Genomic DNA, 21475 nt, shown 5'->3' on the forward strand with positions numbered 1-21475 from the left:
CTCAAAGCGGTTGGGAATCAACCAACGGACTCCTTTGATCCGATCAATCCACTAGATCCATGCGAATTTTCCAGGGCGCGTTTTCCGGGCAGGAGCAGACGTACCCAGCCTCCTTGATATTTGTTGGCTCCTCCGCGGAACCGTTCTTTGCGGGAAAGTGAAGGCTGCGGCCCTGAGGGCCGCAGCGCATGCCGTGGAAAGAGAAACAGACAGCGTGACTACTGCCCCACGAATTGATCGCGATTGTCTTCGATTACCTGACGAACTTGCGCGAAATCCTTGTTGAGATAGGACTCGATGGCGGCCTGGCCGCGATAGAGCGGAACCTCGTTGATCTTGCGCAACGCTTCCGGAAGCGGTCCCTCAGCGATCGCATCAAAAGCCGCGACATATTTCTGGACGACGTCGTCCGGAACACCCTTGGGAAGGAAGAAAATCCGGGTGATCTCACCGGAAAAATCGAAACCCTGCTCCTTGAAGGTCGGCACATCGGGGATCGATTCGATCCGTTCGTCGCTCGCCACGCCCAGGACGGGCATGTTCTGGTCGGCCGCCGTTTCCGCGAACTGTGCGGTCAGTACGCCGGTATTGATGGTGTCGCCAAGGACGGCGGTGAGCGTTTCGCTGCCGCCCTTGAAACGCAGCGGCGTCAGATTGACGTCGAGCGCATTCTGCGCGAGCACGTAGGTCACCAGCGGACCAATGCCCGGCACGCCGACGAGCACCTCGCCGGGATGTTCCTGGGCGTAGCCGACGAGTTCCTTCGCATTGGTGAACGGGCTTCCTGGCGAGGCGATCAGCAGATCGGCGGTGACATTCACGCCGGCCAGATACTCGAACGAGTTCTCGTCGAACTTTACCCCCTGGCCGAGCATGACGCTGGTGATCATGCCGCGATTGCTCCATATTCCCATCGTGTAGCCGTCGGGTTTGGCTTCCGCGATCTGGTTGAGGCCGATCGTGCCGGAACCACCGGGCACGTTTTCGATCACGATCGAGACGCCGAGTTCCTTCTCCAGCAATTGCGCGACCGTGCGGGCGACCAGATCGGTGCCACCGCCGGCGCTGACCGGAACAATCATCTTGATATCGTGGTCGGGAAACGCATCGGCCGCTACAGCGTCAAGCTGGCTGGTCGCCAAAAGCAGCGCCGGCAAGGTGGAAAGCAGCACTGTACGTCGGGAAATCTTTGACATTTTCTCCTCCTAGATATGGTCAAGATTGAATGCGTGTTCGCGGGGCCCTCCATTCTCAGGGCAGGTGGATCCTCAGGATCAGCACGAACACCAGATAGACAAGAGCGAACACGACGGTCGCCACAAAGGCAGCCCCGAGAGCGCTGCGAAGCGTGAACTGCGACGTCCCAAGCCAAACCCGATAGGCATAAAGGGCAAAAACGAACAACCAGGACGCCGCGAGAAACCCGATGAACGGCGTTATCGCAAGCATCAGCAGGACCATCGCGCCGAAAACCCATTCCGGATTGGAAATCACGATCGATTTGCGGGCGTTCGCTATGGGGCCGATCAGGCCGTAAAGCACCGAGCAGACCGCCATCAGGATTCCGACGGCGAGCGGCAGGCGGGAACTGTTGCCGCCCATCTGGATCGAAAGCGCGATGACGATGAGTGACGCGATGCCCATCAGGGCGACAACGAGCGGTTCGCTCCTGATTGGTCGCAATTGTTTGTCGGCCATTTTACCTCCCAGTGACTAGCCCCAGCCTCCTCAGATCGCCTCGATCACCGAAATGCTCGTTCTCGGTGAGTCTGACCAAGAGCAACATATATCGAACCTTGCCGAAGCAGGCCGAGTTCCGTGACAGTGGCGTTCTCGCCAGCAGTTCCGCGCCGCCTTCAGTGTAAGGTCGGCAGGCTTCTTCCGTCGCATCCGACGTTATACCGCCACAGACGCGGCCCTAAGTAAAATGAATATTTAAGCCCCTTGATAGTCACTGAAGGACTATATTTTCGCGCTAGAAACCCTCGCCGCCTCCTCATGGGCTGTCATTCGGCATGGCACCGGGCCCCGTAGGCTTGTCTTATGAAGGAATCGGCTTTTCTGCGAAGAAAGGCCACTGACTGCCGCTTCCACGCGGCGGTCAGCGGCGGTGGTCGGATTGGTACGGGCTTGGTCATGAACCGCAAGAAACATGGACCGTTTTAGAGTGTGATCGGCCACCGTCTTCGCATGAGGTCTGAACGGATACGCAGCAGCTTCTGGCTCTGCACGACAAGCATAGGACGCGCGAAGATGATCGACGATAGCATCGGCATCGATATTTCAAAAGACCGGCTCGATGTCCTCGGGCGGGCAAGGCCCGACCCGGGGGACCTCGGTGCGCCGCTTGATCTCCTAATGGCTACACGTCGGCAAAAGTGCGTCAGAGCCATCGAGGCTTGAAAGGCGGGTGTCAAAGGGAGAGAGGCAATCGGTCCGACTGCCCTTCATGCGCCGTGCCGAACGGACCTTGCGCGTGGGAAATAACCTCGCGAAACTCGACGGATTCGGTGGTGAAAGACATAAGAAAGGCAGGCCTTCAGGAGGACAGTGCGAGGAGCAGCGGCCAACCCAAGGGGCAAATCAACCGCCTGACGACGCTGAAGCGTTGCGGCTGCGAGATAAAGCCGTCGCGGTAGAAGAACCCGGCGACCGGTTGAACAGATCTTTGGCGGATCATCCGCCGAAGTCCGGAACGATGACGCCAGCGCGGGGCGATCATAGCAGTGCGCCCCGCACCGGCAACGCTTGGCCTCAGCCGAGCGAGATGGTGATTTCCTCGACCTCTGCCTTGGACGCACCACGATAGGCGGTGACTTCGATCTCGACCTTGAAGTCCGGCGCGCCGAGCGGCGAGCAGGTGACGGTGCGCTGCGGATCGATGCCGCGGAAGCGCTCGCCGACATATTCCATCACCGCCTTGGCATCCTCGACGTAAGGGATGAAGATTTTCGACTGAACGACATCGGCAAGGCAGGAGTCGACCGACTTCAGCGCGCCTTCGATATTGTCGAAGCACTGGCGGGCCTGCTCCACCGGATCGGTCGACATTTCACGGGTCTTGTAGTTGCGGCCGGCGGTGTTGGAAACAAAGATCCAGTCGTCCACGCAGACGATGCGCGAATAGCTTTCCTTGGTTTCAAAGATGGAGCCGGATTTGACTTTGGTGATCTTGACCATGGTGTTTTCCTGTTCTGTTGGGGTTTGAGAGAGACAAAGGAAGAGTGTCCGCAGGCGCTGCCGCCTGCGACGAGGATGGAAATTGGATGAAAGGCCGGACGGGCGGTTACTGCTTGTAGAAGCGCTCCGCCGTGGCCCGGCTGATGCGCCCTTCGACGAGGTCGCGCCGGACGGCTGCCGGGTCGCGGGCCGCCGGATCGCCGTAACCACCGCCGCCGGGCGTGGTGATCGAGACGATCTGGCCGGGCTTCAGGTCGACCATGCCCGAGAAATCATTGCGGCCGTCGCCGAAGTCGAGCACGGTGCCTCGGGCGGAGGTGCCGCCATCGAGGCCCCAGGGCTCCGAGGCCACCCGCGAGCCCTCGACGGTGAACCGGCAGGCCTTTTCCGCGCGGTAGACCCGACGCACGCCCATGCCGCCGCGATAGGTTCCGGCGCCGGCGGAATCATCTACCAGTTCGTAGCGCAGCAACGTCAGCGGATATTCGAGCTCCAGCGATTCCACCGGCAGGTTCGAGGTGTTGGTGAGGCTGACATGGATGCCCGAAAGCCCGTCGGAAGATGGTCGCGCGCCGCCGCCGCCGCCGATGGTTTCGAGATAGACCCAGATCGAGCCGTCCTCATGGGTACCGTTGAAGATCGCGCCGGTGCAGCAGCCGTTTCCGGCCGCCATGACCTTGCCGGGCAACGCTTTCGCCAGCGCGCCGTAGACGAGGTCGCAGACCCGCTGGGCGGCGGCGATGCGCCCGTCGACGGCCGCCGGATGCTCGCAGTTGAGGATCGAACCCTTCGGCGCGGTCACCGTCAGCGGGCGGGCAAGACCGGCATTGGGCAGGATCGTCGGATCGACAACCGATTTCACCGCGAAATAGCTTGCAGCCAGCAGCGAGGTGTAGATCAGGTTCAGCCCGGCGCGCAGCTGCGGCGGACCGTCGAAGGCGAGCGTCATTTCCTCGCCGGCGATGGTGATCTCGACCGAAAGCCTGATCCGGTCGCCGCGCTGGTTCGAATCGAACTGGTCGGAGAAGCTGTAGGTTCCATCCGGAATGGCGGCAATGCCGGCGCGCATCTTGCGCTCGGCATAGTCCTGCAGCGCCTCGCCTGCGGCCAGCACCTTCTCGGTCGTGTATTTGACGCAGAGATCCTGCATCCGCTGAACGGCGAGCCGGTTGGCAGACATCTGGGCGCGCAGGTCGGACAGACGCTCGCGCGGAACCTGGCAGTTGAGCAGGAACATCTCCTGCAGATCCTGGTTCAGCACGCCCTCGCGATAAAGCCGGACCGGCGGAATGCGCAGGCCTTCCTGATAGATATGTTCGTGGCCGCGATCGGCGAAATCCGAATGGTGGGCGGTGTTGACCGCCCAGGCGACCAGCGTGCCCTCGACGAAGATCGGCTCGGCGAGCACGATATCCGGCAGGTGGGTCGCCCCGCCGGCATAGGCGTCATTGGTCATGAAAACATCGCCCGGCTTGATGTCGTCCAGCTTGAAGCGGCCATAGATCGCGCCGATGACGCCGAGGAAGGAGCCGAGATGCATCGGGATATGTTCGGCCTGGCAGAGCGTGTTGCCGTGGCGGTCGAACAGCGCGGTCGAGCAGTCGCGGCGCTCCTTGATGTTGGTGGAATAGGAGGCGCGCACCAGCGCCTCGCCCATCTCCTCGACGATGGACTGCAGCGCCGAGCCGATGACTTCTACCGTGATGGGATCAATCGTGGTCATCGTTCAAACCTCCAGGATGAGATTGAGATAAGGGTCAACCGTGCCGGTCATTTCCGGCAGCAGCACGGTGGTTGTGTCCATCTGCTCGACGATCGCCGGGCCGGCGATGACATTGCCGGCCTTCAGCAGGCTGCGTTCATAGACCGGGCAGTTGACGAACCCACCGGCCTCCGACATCCAGACCTCGCGTTCGCCGATCTTGGCGCCCGAGGCATCGGGACCGTGATCGTCCTGTTTCTGGAACTCGGCCTTGTCGACGATGCCAGCGGCCTCGACGCGGAGGGTGACGAGCTGGATCGGCTCGCCCTCGGCGATGAAACCGAAACGCTGGCGGTGCGCCGCCTCGAAGCCCTTTTCGAGCGCCGCGAAGGTTTCCGCCGTGATCGGTCCGGCCGGAACCGTGACGGAAAGCTCGTAATTCTGCCCGGCATAGCGCATGTCAACCGTGCGGGTGATGACGCGGCGATCTTCAGCAATGTTTTCTGCCGCGAACCAGACATCGGCCTGTTCGGCAAGCGTGGCGAAACCTTCCTCCACGGCCGGGCGTGCCGCGTCCGAAAGTTCCATCAGCCGTGACAAGGCGAAATCGGAGCGCAGGTCGGTAAGGAGAAGGCCAAGCGCGCAGAGCGTTCCGGGCGTCAGCGGTACGATCACCTTCGCCATGTCCAGTTCGCGCGCAAGGCGGGCGGCATGAAGCGGACCGGCGCCGCCGAAGGCCATCAGCGCATAGTCGCGCGGATCGTGGCCGCGCTGGACAGAGATCACCCGGATCGCCTTCGCCATATTGGCGGTGACGACGGAAATGATCCCCTGCGCGGTTTCCATCACATCGACGCCGAGCCGGTCGGCGAGCCGCTGGATCGAGGCCAGCGCCAGATCATGCCGCACCTTCATGCGGCCACCGAGAATTTCGACCGGGTTCAGCGTCTGTAGCACGATATTGGCATCGGTCACCGTCGGCTCCTCATTGCCAAGCCCGTAGCAGACCGGGCCCGGATGCGCGCCGGCCGAACGCGGCCCGACCTTCAGGAGGCCGCCGGTATCGACATGGGCGATCGAGCCGCCGCCGGCGCCGACCGTGTGGATATCGAGCATCGGAGCCTTGATCGGATAGCCATGGACATCGGCCTCGCCGGTGAGCTGGCAGGCGCCGTTCTGCAGCAGCGCCACATCGGAGGAGGTGCCGCCGACATCGAAGGTGATGATATTGTCGAAACCGGCCATCTTGCCGATCGCCTGCGCGCCGACCACGCCGGTCGAGGGACCGGAGAGCACGGTGCGCACCGGCAGGCTGCTCGCCTGATCGAAACCGATAACGCCGCCATTCGACTGGGTAAGCTGCGGGGCGACCTTGAGGCCGATGTCGGAAAGTCGGTCCTTCAGCCGGCGGATATAGCGCTGCATCACCGGGCCGAGATAGGCGTTGACGACGGTGGTCGACAGCCGTTCATATTCGCGGAATTCGGGCGCGACGGCATGGGAGGCGGAGACGAAGACATCCGGCAGTTCTTCCGCCGCAATCGCCAGAGCCCGTTCCTCATGCGCGGTATTGAGGAAGCCATAGAGGAAGCAGATCGCCAGCGCCTTGATATCCTCGGCGGCGAGCGCGCGGAAGGCCTCGCGCAGCGCATCCTCGTCGAGCGGCACGGCGACGCTGCCGTCCGCCTTCAGCCGCTCCGGTACTTCCCGGCGCAGGTCGCGGGTGACGAGCTGTTCCGGCTTTTCGGCGAACATGTCATAGAGGTTCGGACGTTTCTGGCGACCGATCTCGAGCAGGTCGCGAAAACCGTCGGAGACGACGAGGCCGGTCTTGACTCCGCGCAGCTCGATCAGCGCGTTGGTCGCCACGGTCGTGCCGTGGCCGAGAAAGGCGAGATCGGCGGCTTTCGCGCCGACCTTTTCCAGCCCCTCGACCACGCCTTGCGCGATCGCGCGCGACGGATCGTCCGGGGTGGAGGAGACCTTCCAGATCTCGATTGCTCCGGTCTCATCATTGAAGAGGCAGACGTCGGTGAATGTTCCGCCGGAATCGACGCCGATTCTCCAGGCCATGTCATGTTCCCTTTGGTTATTGCCGTCGCGCCGCTCTTCAGGCGGCCTTGGCAGTCTTCGAAAAGCGTTCATACCGGAAAGGCGCCGGATCAACGCAGGTTTTTTCATTGCGGACAATCTCGGCCATCAGCCGGCCGGCGCCCGGTCCGCTGCCGAAGCCGTGGCCGGAAAAGCCGGAGGACAGATAGAGCCCTGGCACGGCCGCAATCGGGCCGATCACCGGAATGGCATCCGGCGTGGCATCGATCATGCCGGCCCAGCTGTGGGTCAGGCGAGCATCGGCGAAGGCCGGAAAGGCGCGCGTCAGGTTGCGCACCGCATTGCGGTTGAACGGCGCATGCGGCACCGGATCGAGCGTCCGGATCATCTCGAACGGCGTCGCCTGGTCGAGCGACCAGCGCCGCGGCATCTTCAGCTCACTGACCGTTTGCCCGTTGACGCGCAGTTTCAGCTCCCGCCAGCTCGTGAGCAGCGTCGGCAGGAAATCGAAGAACAGGCGGAAGCTGTCGGGCGTGACCGGCGCGACATTGGCATTGCGCTGGGCAATGGTGTAGCCGCCGTCGAGACGCTTGCGGAAGGAGAAGTCGCCGCCGCCGACCGGCATTTCCGGCACGACGCCATCGCTTTCGATCCGCGCGGCCGTGCCGAGCAGCTTCAACTGCGGGAAATCGAGGCCGAGATTTCCGAGAAAGAGGCGCGACCATGCGCCCGCCGCGACGACGACGCTCGATGCCGCGATCGTGCCCTTCTCCGTCACCACGCCGCTGATGCGCCCGCCAGCCGTCTCGATCCCGCGCACGGCGCAGTTTTCGATGATCGTCGCGCCGAGGCGCACGGCGGCGGATGCCATCTGCGGCACGGCCCGTTCCGGTTCGGCCCGCCCGTCATTGGCGGTATGCAGCCCCAGCGTATATTGCGCGGCAATGCCCGGCAGCAGTTTCTGCAGCCCGGCAGAATCGAGAAGCGTCGAGGGCATGCCGGCCTCGCGGCCATACTTCTCCCAGGCGGTGAATTCGGCGATCTCCGCCTTGGTGCGGCACACATAGGTGATGCCAGTTTCGCGGAAGCCGGTTTCGATGCCGAAGCGACGGTCGATGTCACGCCAGAGGTTGAGGCTTTCGATCGTCAGCGGCAATTCCTTGGGATCGCGCCCCATCTGCCGCACCCAACCCCAGTTGCGCGAGCTCTGTTCGGCAGCCACCGTGCCCTTTTCGCACAGGACGACATTCACCCCGGCCTCGGCCAGGAACAGGGCGGTTGTCACCCCGGCGATACCGCCGCCGATGACGACGACGTCGGCACTTGCAGGCAGGGAAGCGGAAAAGCCCGGACGTTGCAAATTCGGAACCGGCATGGCGCTCTCCTCAGAGCATGTCTTCGAGGCGACAATTGACCAGCATTTCCGCCATCGCCGCATTGTTGGGAAGCTCGATTGCGGTGCGCACGAGCTCTGCCATGGTCTCCGGCTGGATCATGTCCTCAGGCTTGACCTTGCTGGTGTAGGAACTCATCTCGGTGCGCACGAAGCTCGGGCAGATCGCAGTGGCCCGCACACCCTTTTCCCAGGCGACGTGACGGGTAGTGTGGGTGAGGCCCATGACCGCGAACTTGGTCATGTTGTAGCCGACGAAGCCGTTCCGCACCCGCTTGCCGGACATCGAAACGATGTTGACGATCCGGCCGCGACCGGTTTCTTCCAGATGCGGCAGACACAGCCGCGTCAGCCGGAGCGGCGCCTTGACGTTGACGGCCCAGAGCCGGTCCAGCGCCTCTTCATTTTCATCGGTCAGCAACACCTGCTCGCCGCTCCCGGCATTATTGACGAGGCCGTCGATGCGGCCGAATTCCGCAGCCGTGGCATCGACCCACGCTTTCGCCGTCTCCGGCTCGAAGGCATCAAAGCGATGATAGAACAGCCTCTCGCCGGGTGCGCCGAACGCGGCCTCGAGCTTGGCAACATCGCGCGCGCCGAGCGAAAGCCGGTAGCCATGCTGAAGCAGATCCCGGACGATCGCCGCGCCGATGCCGCGATTGGCGCCGGATACCATGATGACCGGCGCGTCCTGTGGTGAAGTATGCATGTATCGAATTCTCTTGAAGGGTTACCAGAAAGTCGTCCGCCGCTTTATGCGTCTATGTGACGTTTTATGATCGATTTGACGTGAAATGGCAACCGCCAATCGAAAACGGGGTGCAAAATCCTCCTAAAAACGAGTCGATACACCCATCAACGCGCGCTAATTCAGGGAAATAATGAACTTTTATGCGTTTTTGATTGACAGTTTTTGCTAGGGCTGCTTATTTTGACAAATCCGAAGAACGAAAACGTCTCGGTGCCCGGCCGAACAGCGGGCGGGCGCGAAGCCTTACGAAAGGGGAACCGAATGACCATCACTAGACGTATGCTGATGCGCAATGCAGCCCTGGCCGGCGCTATCGGCGCCCTTGGCAATCGTGCTTTTGCCGCCTCTACCATTCGCTGGGATATGGCGGACGAGTACAATGCCGACGCACTCTCGGGCAAGGCGTCGAAATATTTCCTGACCGAACTGCAGAAGAAGGTCGGCGACCAGATCGCCATCACCTATCAGGGCGGCGGCGCGCTCGGCTACAAGTCAGCGGACCAGTTCGACGCCGTGCAGGATGGCGCGGTGCAGACCGCCGTAACGCTGATGACCCAGCTCGGCGGCATCGATCCGCTGTTCAACCTTTCCTCCCTGCCCTTCATCGCGAAGACGCCCAAGGAAGCCTATCTCCTCTGGCAGGCGGCCCGGCCGGAATATGAGAAGATCTTTGCCGACAACAACATGGTGCTGCTCTGGGCCATGCCGAACCCGCCATCCGGCATTTTCGCCGACCGGGCGATCACATCCATGGACGCACTCAACGGCCTGCGCATTCGCACCTATGACGTCAACGGCACGCAGACACTGATGAAAGCCGGCGCGGCGCCGCTGCAGATCGCCTGGTCCGATCTGATCCCCCAGCTTTCGACCGGCGCGATCGACGCCGTGCTCACCTCCGCCGATGGCGGCGTGCAGCTTTCGCTCTGGGACTATCTCAGCGATTTCACCGAGTTGAACTACGCCATGGGCCTGTTCATTTGCCATGTGAACAAGGATGCCTTCGACGCCCTGCCGAAGGATGTCCAGGACGCCATGCTCGCCATCACGGATGCCTGCGACGCCTATAACTGGAAGATCATGACCGACAGCATCGAGGCTTCCTACAAAATTCTGCGCGACCACGGCATGACCGTCACCACCGCCGCCGATGTGCCGGATGATGTCTTCGCAACGCTCAATGCCGCCGGTGCTGCCGTGCGCGAGGACTGGGTAGCCAAAACCGGATCCCGCGGCGCCGACGTGCTGGCGCAGTTTGATGCCCTGAAGGCCGGCTGATATCTCTCCTCCTGCGGCCCGCCCCTACTGTGGGGGTGGGCTGCCTGATTCATTTCAATCAGCGGACAGGCAGCACGAAGACTGTGATTGCCCGCTGTAGCGGAGACGATCATGGCGCTTGAAGAACCGCATTCACATCACCTCTCCGAGGCGACCGATGATCCGCGATGGTTGCGGCTGATCGCCCATGCCTCGACGATCCTCAATCGGGCGGCGGCCTTCATTGCCGCCTGCATCCTCGTCTTGATGACCGCCTTCACGCTTCTGGAAATCTGCCTGCGCTTTTTTTCGAAGTCGACATTCATGGCCGACTCGCTGGTCGGCAACGGCGTCGCCGCCGTCGCCTTCCTGTCGGCCGCCTGGGCGCTTGAAGAAGGCTTCATGATCCGCGTCAAGGTACTGACCGACCGTGCCGGGCCGAAACTGTCCTGGATGTGCGAATTCTTCACGCTCGTCGCCGTCGAGGCGTTGATGGTTTTCCTGGCTTGGTACCAGTGGAAGTCCGTTTTCAAGAACTGGAGCCGGGGCACCGTCTCCGAAACCTACCTCCCCATCCCGATGTGGATTCCCGAGAGCTTTTTCCTGATCGGCCTGTCGCTGATCGCGTTTCAGGTTTTCGTGCGGATCCTCCGACTTCTGGCCGTCGGCCACGCCGACGAGCGCGCGCTGACGCTCTAGCTGAGGAACGCAAGCCATGTCCGTTTCAATGTCCGCCCTGACGCTGCTGCTGCTGCTCGTGATCTTCCTCGGCGCCGGAACGTGGATCTTTGCCGGCCTGATGCTGGTCGGCGCCGGTGCGATGTATTTTGCGCTCGATTTCAACTGGGTCCGGATCGGCTCGATCGCCACCAAGGTCATCTCGTCTTCCGCCGTGTCGTGGGAACTCGCCGCGATCCCGATTTTCATCTGGATGGGCGACATCATTTTCCGCACGGACATTTCCAACCGTCTGTTCCGCGGCCTCTCCCCGCTGGTTTCGCGCATTCCCGGCGGTCTGCTGCACACCAATGTCATCGGTTGCACGATCTTCGCCGCGATCTCGGGCTCGTCGACGGCGACAACCGCCACGGTCGGCAAGATCACCATTCCCGAATTGAAGGCGCGCGGCTATGACGTTTCGCTCGCATCCGGTTCTCTTGCCGGCGCCGGAAGCTTCGGACTGCTCATTCCGCCCTCTATCGCGATGATCGTTTATGGCGTTTTGGCCCAGGTTTCGATCGCAAAGCTTTTCGCCGCCGGGCTTTTGCCGGGGCTGATGATGGCGGCACTCTATTCCGGCTATATCGGGCTGGTCTCGCTCATCCGTCCCTCGGTTGCGCCGCCTCATGGCGAGCCTGTCTCGTGGGGCGTGATCTGGAGAGGCCTTCTTGATCTCGTGCCCATCCTGGTTTTGATGACGATCGTGCTGGGCGCGATCTACACCGGCGTCGCAACGCCTTCCGAGGCAGCCGCCGTAGGCGTTTTCGGCGCGATCGTGATCACGCTCGTCACAGGGCAGTTCGCATGGCAACTGATGATCGACAGCCTGAAAAGCACGATCCGGGTCTCCTCGATGATCCTGATGCTGATCGCGGCCTCGGCCTTCCTGTCATCTGCCATCGCCTATATGCACCTGCCGACGATGATTACCGAAAGCATCGCCGCGATGAACCTGTCTCCCTATGGCGTTCTGCTGATCCTCGCCGTCCTCTATATCGTCCTCGGCATGTTCCTCGACGGCACGTCGATGACCGTGATGACCGTTCCGATCGCCGTGCCCCTGATCGTGCATGCCGGGTTTGATCCGTTGTGGTTCGGCGTCTACCTCGTCATCATGATCGAGATGAGCGCGCTGACGCCGCCGGTCGGCCTCAACCTCTTCATCCTGCAGGCGCTGACAGGCGAAACCATCGGCAAGACCGTGCGCGCCGCCTTGCCGTTCTTTCTGCTGTTGTGTATCGGTACCGCCCTGCTTGCGATATTCCCGCAGATTGTGCTTTGGTTGCCCAACGCCCTTTGATGGCGGCGTTGCACGCATCTCCACTATCGACGACCCGAAGGCCGGACATTGAACGAAGAGACCAACAGCGAAGAACTTCTGCCGGCCGAGCGCCGCCAGCAACTGGTGGACTGGTTCAAGAGCAACCAGGCCGGCACCAGCCAGGATCTGGCCCGCATGTTCGGCATCTCCGTGTCGACGATCCGGCGCGACCTCGACCTTCTGGCCTCCGAAGGGCTGGTGAAACGCACCCATGGCGGCGCCGTCAGCATCCGCTCGCGCGCGACCTACGAGCCTTCGACAGATCTCGCGCGCCGCACGGCGCTGGAGGAAAAACAGGGGATCGTGCGCGAGGCCCTGCGCTTCATCGAGCCCGATCAGGCCCTGCTGATCGACACCGGCGCTGTGATCTGTCATCTGCTCGCCGAAGAAATCGCCGGCCTCGACATTCCGCTGACCATCATCACCAACGACCTCCATGTCGCCCAGGTGCTGACCTACAAGCCGAACATCAAGCTGATCGTGCCCGGCGGAGCATGCAGGTTCGGCTCGTTCAGCCTTCTCGGTGAGCCGGGCCTGAGTTTCCTCGCCGATATACGCTGCGACCTGTTCTTCATGTCCGCCGCCGCGATTGACGAGCAATGCGTCTCCGAAACCCTGCTCGAGTTGGTCCAGTTGAAGCGCGCCATGATCGCCGCCGCCAACAAGGTGATCCTGATGGCCGATTCCAGCCGCTTCATGGAACGCGCCCTGCACAAGACAGCCGCAATCGACGCCATCGACACCATCATCACCGATGAAGGCCTGGCACGCGAGCAGATCGACAAATTCCCCTCCCCCGGTCCGCAGTTCATCACGGCATTGATGTCCTAGATGTGCGCTTTGAGCTGATGTCGATTGAAACCGGCATTCGCACGAGGGCGAATGCCCTTTGGTAGATCGATCATACTGTTGTCGATGCCGTCATTGTCGATGAGCAATATCGCCAACCCATCGGACGGTCGGACTGGCACACGGCATCGTGCTGTCGGCGAGCGGCGCGCTGGAAGGCGACGACATCCACAAGGGCGGCATTTCGGTCGCTTCGCAAAGCGGCGGCATTCCGGGCGCGCTGCTGTCGCGGGGCGCGGCATCGGTTTCAGCAAGCTGGCTTCGACCGGCATCGAGGAGGCCGAGATCAACCCACTTTTCGTGCTGGCGAACGGACAAGGCGTTGCCGCGGCGGACAGTCTCGTGGTGCTGAAGGACTGAAGCGCCGGCAGATCCGATCCTCCGGCGCGCCAACTCCGGCGATGGCGGGGCCGCTCGTGGTCATAGCGCCATAGCCATTCGTGCCACACTGTCGCTGGCACATGCCGCCTGAAAACTGGTGCGGATAATCATCGAAACGGGCCGCGGCTGCGGGAATGCACACCTAGCTCGTATGTTTTGGCAATGTTCTTTCGCTGAAGCGCGCGGTCTTCGAGCAGGAAGAAATCCGCGACCGCGCCTTTGACCGTCAGCCGTTCCTGGCCTCCGGCCTCAACCTGCTCGGGAACTATGCCGGGGATCATGAAAATGAAGTTGTAAAGAGGATTTCCGTTCTCGGGCTGCCAACGAACCGAAGCGGATTTTACATGGACGAAACCCGATTGCAGTCACCAACTCGTTGATCGGGATCCAGGACTTGCGGACGTGGCGGCGGATGGCCATACAGCCTGCATGACCATCCGCCGCCACACTATTGCGACACGTCAGTCCCGAACGCCGCCTTCGTCGTCCAGTCTCATTCTCTTCATCTGCCGCAGACGGCCGAGGAAGATCGGCAGGACGAAGCCGACGATAGCGATGACCCACAGCGTGATCGACAGGGGTGAAGCGAAGAGCGTCAAGTAGTCGCCATTGGCGATATTCACGGCGCGGCGGAAGTTCACCTCCATCTCGTTTCCGAGAAGCGTGCCGAGAATGACCGGCACAAGCGGCACGTCCAGCTTGCGCAGGACCCAGCCCATGATGCCGAAACCGACCATGACGAGCAGGTCGAAGCTTGAGCCGGATATGCCGTAGATCCCGACGAAGGAGATCATGGCGACGATCGGCATGAGGATGCGCGGCGGCACCAGCAACAGGCGCGTGAAGAACCCGACCATGGGTATGTTCATGGCGAGCAGCATGAAGTTGGCGATAAACAGCGCCGCAATCAGGCCCCAGACAACGTCCGGGTTCTGCGTGAACAGCAGAGGACCGGGCGTAATGTTGAGCGCCAGCAGAACCGCCAGCAGCACAGCGGTTGTTCCGGAGCCCGGGACGCCCAGCGCCAGCATCGGCACCAGCGCGCCACCGGCGGCCGCGTTGTTGCCTGCTTCCGGCGCGGCCACGCCGCGCGGATCGCCCTTGCCAAACGTGCCCTTGCGGTCGACCAGCCGCTTTTCCATCGAATAGGAGATAAACGATCCGAGCGAGGCGCCCGCGCCCGGCAAGACGCCGGCTATGAAGCCGAGCCCGGTGGTGCGTAACATGGTCGGCGTGCATGAACGGATCAGTTTCCACGACGGCGTAATCCGGCCGATTTTCATCTTTGGCTTCGCGGAGATGTCGCTATCGGTGCCCCGATGTTCCAGGAAGACGAAGACCTCCGACAAGGCGAACAGGCCGACGATGGCGACGAGGAAGTCGATCCCGTCATAGAGATGCACCTCGCCGAAGGTAAAGCGGGGCACGCCGGTCTGGGTGTCGACGCCGATCATCGCCAGCGCAAGCCCCAGCGCCGCCGCAAATGCGGACTTCGCCTGATTTGTCGACGAGATGCCGCCGAGTGTCGCGAAGGCCAGCGTGAACAGCGCGAAATATTCTGCCGGGCCGAAAAGCAGCGCCACCTTGACCAGCTGCGGCGCCAGAAGGACGAGGCCCCATGTGGCGAAAAACGAACCCACGAAGGAGGCGATGCCGGACAGCGCCAGCGCCTCGCCGGCCCGACCCTGCTGGGCCATCGGATAACCGTCGAGACAGGTCATCATCGCGGGCTCGTCGCCAGGAATGTTCAGCAGGATCGACGAGATTCGGCCGCCATACATGGCGCCGTAATAGACCGAGGTCAGCAAGATCAGCGACGGCGTGGCGCCGAGGCCGAGCGTGAATGCGAGCGGGATAAGAATGGCGACGCCATTCGACGGTCCCAGACCGGGAAGCGCCCCCATGATCGTGCCGAGAAAGCAGCCGAGCAGCGCAAGCGCGAGGTTCTGCCAGGTCAGGGCGACCACGAAGCCGTCGGCGAGGGAAGAAATCGTGTCCATCGGTTCCTCCTCAGAATCCGAACGGGCCGCGGGCCAGGGAAAGACCGAGAACCAGGTGGAAGATCATGTAGATGCCGACCGATGTGGCGATGCCGATGATGAGACTTTCAATCGGGCGCGAGCCGAGACGCCAGGTCAGGTAGGCCGCGGCGATTGCCGTGGCGACCACGAATCCGGCAACCGGCAGCAGCTCGGCATAGGCGGCGAGAACCAGCACGGCCAGGCCGATCTCCGCAAGTCGTCCGGCGCGCGGCCAGTGCGGCTCGGGGTCCGGCTTGACCAGGAAATAGACCGAGGAAATGCCCATCACGGCAGCGATGATGTAGGGAAAGACTTTCGGGCCGACGGCGTCGGTCAGGAAGCTTTCCTGGATGATCGAGGCCTGCCAGGCGAAGAAGATGGCGATAACGAAGCCGATCCCGCCAAAAATGCGATCGCTCATTCTATCCTCACAATAAACATTGATACTGTCAGGCCCCCGCAGCGGCGTGCGAGGGCGCTTTTCCGGTATTGCGGACGGTTACTGCAGGATGCCGATCTGTTTCGACAGGTCGGTAATGTTCTGCACCGATTCAGCCACGAACTGCTGGAATTCCTCGCCCTGCAGGTCGAGCGGGGCAAGCCCGTTCCGTTCCATCACGGCTTTCCATTCATCGGAGCCGTAGAGCGTGCCCACTGCCTCGACCCAGTAATTGTACGCTGCGTCGCTCATCTTGCCCGGGCCGTAAAAACCGCGCCAGTTGGCGCCGATCGCGTCGATGCCCTGCTCCCTTGCGGTCGGGAATTCGGCGAATTCGCCGCTGAGGCGTTCGGGGGCCAGGACGGCAAGCACCTTGATGTCGCCGGATTCGACGAAGCCCTTGGCTTCGGACAGATCACCGGTAAAGGCCTGAAGCGAACCGGCAAGGAGCTGCGTGACGGCTTCGCCGCCACCGGCAAACGCGATGTACTTGACCTTGCGCACGTCCTCGATGCCGGCCTTCTGCGCCGCGATCAGCACCTTGAGGTGATCCCAGCCGCCCACGGCCGAACCGCCGCCGATCGCGACCGAGGTCGGATCTTCCTTGATCTGATCCATCAGTTGCGGAAGCGTATCGATGTCGCTGTCGGCAGCGACCGCAATGACGCCGTAGTCGGCGCCGACGGCGCCGATCCAGCGCACCTGGTCCATCGTGTTGCCCGGAAACGCATTCTGCGCGAGGCGCGTGGCCGTCGCGGATGAGGCAGCGACAATGAGGTCGTTGTCGTCATTCCGCTTGTTCACGACTTCGGCAAAGGCCACGCCGCCACCGCCGCCCGAAAGGTTCACAACCTGCATGGTGGACGGGATGATATCGAGATCCTGCATGGTCTTGCCCACCTGCCGGCAGGTGAAATCCCAGCCGCCGCCGGGATTGGCGGGAGCGATACATTCGGGATTTTCGGGTGTGAAATCCTGCGCGGTCGCCACGAAGGGTGCAAGGGTAAGTGCGGCGGCAACCAGTAGGCTGCGCCCGGGAATCAAAAAGTTCATGATTTCTCCTCCAAAAAGCATACCCGGACATCGTTTATGTCTGCCCGATCGTCTCACCCTACCAGCACAAGCTGTCATCAACCTGTCATTGCTGGCCAGTGAGACTTTCGCCTCGGCGGAGGCGGGTATAGTGTAACTCCGGGAGGAGCAGCGAAACGAAATGCGGGTACTGATCGTGGAGGATGCGGCGGATGTCGCCGAGGCCATAGCGGCGAGCCTGGCGCGGGCGGGCTTTGTCTGCGACATCGCTGGCGACATCGCCCATGCTTCGGCCTTTCTCAAGGCGCAGGCTTTCGACGTGCTCGTGCTCGACATCAACCTGCCGGACGGAGACGGTCGTGGCTTCCTGCGCAGCCTGCGCCGTGGCGGCAACCACACGCCTGTGCTGATGCTGACGGCGCGCTTCGACGTTTCGTCCCGCGTCGGCGCGCTGGATGAAGGGGCGGACGACTATCTGGTCAAGCCATTCGACCTGCGCGAACTGGAGGCGCGACTGCGGGTGCTGACGCGCCGCAATCGTGGCCTGGCCGACAGCCAGCTTTCGCTGGGCCGGCTGGTGATCGACACGGCCGGACAGACCGTGCGATGCGATGGCGATCTCGTCAGCATGACCCGCCGCGAAATGGCGCTGCTCAATCTTCTCGCGGCCCATCGCGGTCAGATCATGTCGAAGGAACGTCTTTTCGATGGTCTGTTTTCGCTCGACAACGCGGATGTCGGCCTGAATACGGTGGAGCTTTACATCGCCCGGCTGCGCAAAAAGCTGGCGGGCGCCGGCGTTGCGATAGAGACGCATCGCGGTCTTGGATACCGGCTGGATGTCCGGGATGAATAAGACGGCCGGTTTGCGCGGAACACTGTCACTCAAGAGCCGTGTCGCGCTCGCGATGGCCGCTGTCCTGGCCGTCGGCGGCGCGATGGTGCTGGTGGCAGCACTTGCCTATGGTCGCCAGGCCGCGCGCGAGGCCTATGATCGGCTGCTTGTCGGCGCGGCGAGCGACATCGCGGAATCCATCACGGTTCGCGACGGCGCAGCACTGGTCGATATGCCGGTCTCGGCGTTCGAACTGCTGGCACTCGCGCCCGATGACCGCATCAGCTACCGCATCGTCGGCCCGGACGGTCAGACAATAACCGGTTATGATACCGCGCCCTTGCCCCGGGAGGAGGGCGATCTCGTATTTTATGACGGGGCGTTCGGGAGCGAGAAAGCGCGCTATGTCAGTCTTGTGCGCCGGTTTGCGGAACGCAGTTTTTCAGGACCGGTGCAGGTCATCGTTGGTCAGACGTTGAAGGCGCGCACGGAACTGGCCCGTGATATCGCGCAGAACGCGCTCATCGTTCTGGGCGCGGCCGGCGCGGCCATGGCGTTCTTTGCGTGGCTGGTGATGCGCTCCGCGCTTCTGCCTCTGCCGCGGATCGGCTTCGCGCTCAGGCGACGCGACCCGACAGACCTGACCCCCATCGATCTGTCCGCCCCGTCCGAGGTCGCAACGCTCGTCGAGTCGCTGAACGGATTCATGGCGCGCCTCGACCATCAGATGACAACCAACCGAAACCTGATCGGCGATGCCGCGCACCAGCTTCGCACGCCCGTTGCGGCCATTCGCGCGCAAGCCCAGTTGGCGACGGAAGAGCCCGATGCCGCGCGCCGGGAAAAAATGGTGGCCCGCATTCATGATCGCGCCGTGAGCCTCAGCCATCTGCTGGACCAGATGCTGAACCACGCAATGATCATACATCGCGCGGATACGGCCCCCCGCGCACTCGTTGATCTCCGCGATGTCGCGATCGAGGCCTTCGAGGCGAACGAGCCGGGTGCTTTCGGGAAAGAGTATGCGGTCTCCCTTGACCTTCCGGATTCTCCTGTGACGGTCCGCGGCGACATGATGTCGCTTGCCGAGGCGGCCAAGAACCTGCTCGGCAATGCCCTCAATCACGGGCGCCCGCCGGTGCGGATCGGTGTGCGCAGCGGCGACCGCGCGATCCTGTTCGTCTATGACCGGGGCGACGGTCCGCCCGCGGAGATTCTCGACGAGCCTGGCAAGCGTTTTGCCGGCGATCAAAGCAAGGCAAGCGGCGGTCTCGGGCTGGCGATTGCCCATGCGGTCGCCGCAAGCCACGCCGGATGGATAACGTTTCATGCCATCGGCGGCGGCTTCGAGGCCGCCCTCGACCTGCCCAAAGACGGATAACGACATGCGCTATCTCGCTTGTGTTCTTTTCCTGGTCTGGTCTTCTTCCGCCGCAGCGCAGGAACTGTCCGAATCATTCGGTCCGCCCACCGCAAAACCGCTCATCATACACTCGACCACGGACCTTACGGTCATGAAGCCGGTGCTCGAGGGCTACCTGGCGGGAAAGCCGAACCTCAGGATCGAATACGAACAGTGGGGCTCCAACGATCTCTACGAGCTTGCGGCCAGGGACTGCGCCGAGGCAAGCGCCGGCGCCGACATCGTCATCAGCTCTGCGGTCGACCAGATGGTGCGGCTGGTCAATGACGGCTGCGCCGCGACTTACCGCTCCGAACTGACCGCATCGCTTCCAAGCGAACTCAGATGGCGCGACCAACTCTGGGGTATCTCGCGCGAGCCTGCGGTGATGGTCTATAACGCCGAACTTGTGCCCGCCATGGATGTCCCGCGATCGCGTTTCGACCTTCTCGATCTGCTGCGCCCCGAAAACAGCCGCTATCGGGAGCGGTTGGCGACCTATGATATCGAGACATCAGGGCTCGGCTATCTCCTGGCTTTTGCCGATTCGCTCGAGGCAACCACCTTCGGCGGCCTCATGGAATCCTTCGGCCGCAGCGGCGCGGTCGCGACCTGCTGTTCCGCCGAAATCATCGATGCGGTGATTGAGGGCAAGTACCTCATTGCCTACAATATTCTTGGGTCCTATGCGCTGGCACGCGCCGAGAAAGACCCGCGGCTCGGCATCGTCGCGCCCAGCGACTACACGCTCATGCTTTCGCGCGGCGCGATGATACCGCGTGATGCCGCCTCGAAACAGCTCGCCGCAGAATTTCTCGATTACCTTCTTTCGCGCGCTGGCCGCGAAGCGCTCGAGAAGGCGCTGCTCCTCGTCCGGCTGGACGATGACGATGGTTCGCCGCTCGAACGACCGGAAACCGCGCAGTCCAACGAACGCCTGATCCCGCTTTCTCCGACGCTTCTGATCGCGCTCGACAGGCAGAAGCGGGAAATTTTCCGCGAACGCTGGCGCGCCGCATTTCCACGCGAAGAGTGACAAGCTCGTCCCCTTCCAGACCAGATGTCATCGAGCGGGCGTCCCGTTGCCGAGCAACCGATCCAGCCCGCGACGACCGGAATGGGGCACAAACCGCCTTTGGAACCATCGCCCGGATATCGACGTGGCGAAGCCCGTTTTGATGAACAGCATCAAGGTCTTAAAGGAAGTGGGACCGCCGACCTCTTAGGTCTCACGTATTTCGTAAACAAAACAGGGGCTCAGAGGATCGCGGCGGTTAGTAATTCCTTGGTCGGAAGGCCACCCCCTCATCGTCGTCCATCGCATTGCGTTTCGCCGACGGGAAATGTCTGGTTGGATCAAATCACTCTGAAATGTTCGGCGATGGCTTTACGCCTTCAGCTGTCGCCGCGGCAATCTGAAAACCTGCAGTCGCCGGAAGAGGAAAAGGCCCTACGTTCACCAGACCTGCATCACTGAACTTGACCTTCCAGTTGCTGGAAGGACCATATTGTGGAAGACCGGCATCATCAGGAGGCCACACAATGCAGCATTCACACACGAACCACTGGTCCGGATCCGGCAACGGATGCGTTGTTCTCACTAGCCGGGCTTTTCGCAATTGCGTTCGTCGCTGCAACAATCCTGCCTGCCCAGTGGGAGGCCGCCTTGGTCGGCTTGCTGGTTCTCGGCAAGCAATCGCCTGTCCTGCTGATTGTCGTCGCCACGATCGGCAACGTGCTCGGCTCCGCCGTCAACTGGGCACTCGGACGCTGGATCGAGCGATACCGGCGACGGCGATGGTTCCCGGTTAGCGAAAAGCCTCTCGACCGGGCATCGGGCTGGTATCATCGATGGGGCCGCTGGAGCCTCCTTCTCAGTTGGGCTCCGCTCGTTGGCGACGCCCTGACCATGGCAGCCGGCGTACTTCGCGAGCCGATCTGGAGCGTCCTGATTCTCGTGACGATCGCCAAGGTCGGCCGCTACATCCTGTTGTCGGTCATTGCATTGGGGTGCTGTGATGGGGAAATTCCGCCAGCACATCCCCGCGCTGCAGCGGGACACCGACCTTGCCGTGTGACTGTATCAGGTCGACTGAAAGCGCCTTTGATCGAGCATTTTCACTGCGTTTCCGCAAGATCG

General features: G+C 62.2%; 18 protein-coding genes and 1 pseudogene. 9 read left to right on the plus strand and 10 right to left on the minus strand.

The window, feature by feature from the left end:
* Positions 1-218 precede the first annotated feature (218 nt).
* The 7 genes from V6766_RS15840 to V6766_RS15870 all read right to left on the minus strand — a co-directional run bounded on the left by V6766_RS15840 (position 219) and on the right by V6766_RS15870 (position 9036).
* Positions 219-1196: a Bug family tripartite tricarboxylate transporter substrate binding protein gene (locus V6766_RS15840; protein WP_448468038.1), complete on the minus strand. Its 978-nt coding sequence runs from the start codon at positions 1194-1196 to the stop codon at positions 219-221.
* A gap of 55 nt (positions 1197-1251) precedes the next feature.
* The gene (locus tag V6766_RS15845) at positions 1252-1698 is read right to left on the minus strand and encodes a tripartite tricarboxylate transporter TctB family protein (RefSeq protein ID WP_448468040.1); all 447 of its coding nucleotides are present in this window, start codon (positions 1696-1698) and stop codon (positions 1252-1254) included.
* Positions 1699-2754: 1056 nt separating this feature from the next.
* On the minus strand, positions 2755-3180 hold the full coding sequence (locus V6766_RS15850; RefSeq protein WP_448468042.1) for a RidA family protein: 426 nt from the start codon (positions 3178-3180) through the stop codon (positions 2755-2757).
* 106 nt (positions 3181-3286) lie between these two features.
* Entirely contained in the window at positions 3287-4903 is a 1617-nt protein-coding gene (locus V6766_RS15855) for a hydantoinase B/oxoprolinase family protein (RefSeq protein WP_448468044.1), read from the minus strand.
* A 3-nt stretch (positions 4904-4906) separates the two neighbouring features.
* Positions 4907-6955: a hydantoinase/oxoprolinase family protein gene (locus tag V6766_RS15860; protein WP_448468046.1), complete on the minus strand. Its 2049-nt coding sequence runs from the start codon at positions 6953-6955 to the stop codon at positions 4907-4909.
* A 37-nt stretch (positions 6956-6992) separates the two neighbouring features.
* Complete coding sequence (locus tag V6766_RS15865; protein WP_448468048.1) at positions 6993-8309, minus strand: NAD(P)/FAD-dependent oxidoreductase; 1317 nt, start codon at positions 8307-8309, stop codon at positions 6993-6995.
* Positions 8310-8319: 10 nt separating this feature from the next.
* Positions 8320-9036, minus strand: a complete 717-nt coding sequence (locus V6766_RS15870; RefSeq protein WP_448468050.1) for an SDR family NAD(P)-dependent oxidoreductase — start codon at positions 9034-9036, stop codon at positions 8320-8322.
* A 303-nt stretch (positions 9037-9339) separates the two neighbouring features.
* Between V6766_RS15870 and V6766_RS15875 the strand changes: the two genes are divergently transcribed.
* From V6766_RS15875 to V6766_RS15895, 5 genes are all read left to right on the plus strand, one after another.
* Positions 9340-10356: a TRAP transporter substrate-binding protein gene (locus V6766_RS15875; RefSeq protein WP_448468052.1), complete on the plus strand. Its 1017-nt coding sequence runs from the start codon at positions 9340-9342 to the stop codon at positions 10354-10356.
* A gap of 111 nt (positions 10357-10467) precedes the next feature.
* Positions 10468-11034: a TRAP transporter small permease gene (locus tag V6766_RS15880; protein ID WP_448468054.1), complete on the plus strand. Its 567-nt coding sequence runs from the start codon at positions 10468-10470 to the stop codon at positions 11032-11034.
* 16 nt (positions 11035-11050) lie between these two features.
* Positions 11051-12355: a TRAP transporter large permease gene (locus tag V6766_RS15885; protein ID WP_448468056.1), complete on the plus strand. Its 1305-nt coding sequence runs from the start codon at positions 11051-11053 to the stop codon at positions 12353-12355.
* A gap of 48 nt (positions 12356-12403) precedes the next feature.
* A complete protein-coding gene (locus V6766_RS15890) occupies positions 12404-13207 on the plus strand; it encodes a DeoR/GlpR family DNA-binding transcription regulator (RefSeq protein WP_448468058.1) in 804 nt (267 codons plus the stop codon).
* Positions 13208-13258: 51 nt separating this feature from the next.
* On the plus strand, positions 13259-13585 hold the full coding sequence (locus V6766_RS15895) for a hypothetical protein (RefSeq protein WP_448468060.1): 327 nt from the start codon (positions 13259-13261) through the stop codon (positions 13583-13585).
* Positions 13586-14067: 482 nt separating this feature from the next.
* Here the strand turns inward: V6766_RS15895 and V6766_RS15900 are convergent, their stop codons facing one another.
* The 3 genes from V6766_RS15900 to V6766_RS15910 all read right to left on the minus strand — a co-directional run bounded on the left by V6766_RS15900 (position 14068) and on the right by V6766_RS15910 (position 17119).
* Positions 14068-15606, minus strand: a complete 1539-nt coding sequence (locus V6766_RS15900; RefSeq protein WP_448468062.1) for a tripartite tricarboxylate transporter permease — start codon at positions 15604-15606, stop codon at positions 14068-14070.
* A gap of 10 nt (positions 15607-15616) precedes the next feature.
* A complete protein-coding gene (locus tag V6766_RS15905; protein WP_448468064.1) occupies positions 15617-16048 on the minus strand; it encodes a tripartite tricarboxylate transporter TctB family protein in 432 nt (143 codons plus the stop codon).
* A 78-nt stretch (positions 16049-16126) separates the two neighbouring features.
* Complete coding sequence (locus V6766_RS15910) at positions 16127-17119, minus strand: Bug family tripartite tricarboxylate transporter substrate binding protein (RefSeq protein WP_448468066.1); 993 nt, start codon at positions 17117-17119, stop codon at positions 16127-16129.
* A gap of 160 nt (positions 17120-17279) precedes the next feature.
* Between V6766_RS15910 and V6766_RS15915 the strand changes: the two genes are divergently transcribed.
* The 4 genes and pseudogenes from V6766_RS15915 to V6766_RS15930 all read left to right on the plus strand — a co-directional run.
* The gene (locus tag V6766_RS15915; protein WP_448468068.1) at positions 17280-17954 is read left to right on the plus strand and encodes a response regulator; all 675 of its coding nucleotides are present in this window, start codon (positions 17280-17282) and stop codon (positions 17952-17954) included.
* Positions 17947-19314: a sensor histidine kinase N-terminal domain-containing protein gene (locus V6766_RS15920; protein WP_448468070.1), complete on the plus strand. Its 1368-nt coding sequence runs from the start codon at positions 17947-17949 to the stop codon at positions 19312-19314. Before V6766_RS15915 ends, V6766_RS15920 begins: the two co-directional genes overlap by 8 nt.
* A gap of 4 nt (positions 19315-19318) precedes the next feature.
* Positions 19319-20371, plus strand: a complete 1053-nt coding sequence (locus V6766_RS15925; protein WP_448468072.1) for an ABC transporter substrate-binding protein — start codon at positions 19319-19321, stop codon at positions 20369-20371.
* A gap of 555 nt (positions 20372-20926) precedes the next feature.
* A pseudogene (locus V6766_RS15930) lies at positions 20927-21343 on the plus strand (YqaA family protein); the annotation flags it as partial.
* Between the last annotated feature and the right edge of the window lie 132 nt (positions 21344-21475).

The sequence above is a fragment of the Martelella sp. AMO21009 genome (genome assembly GCF_053484295.1).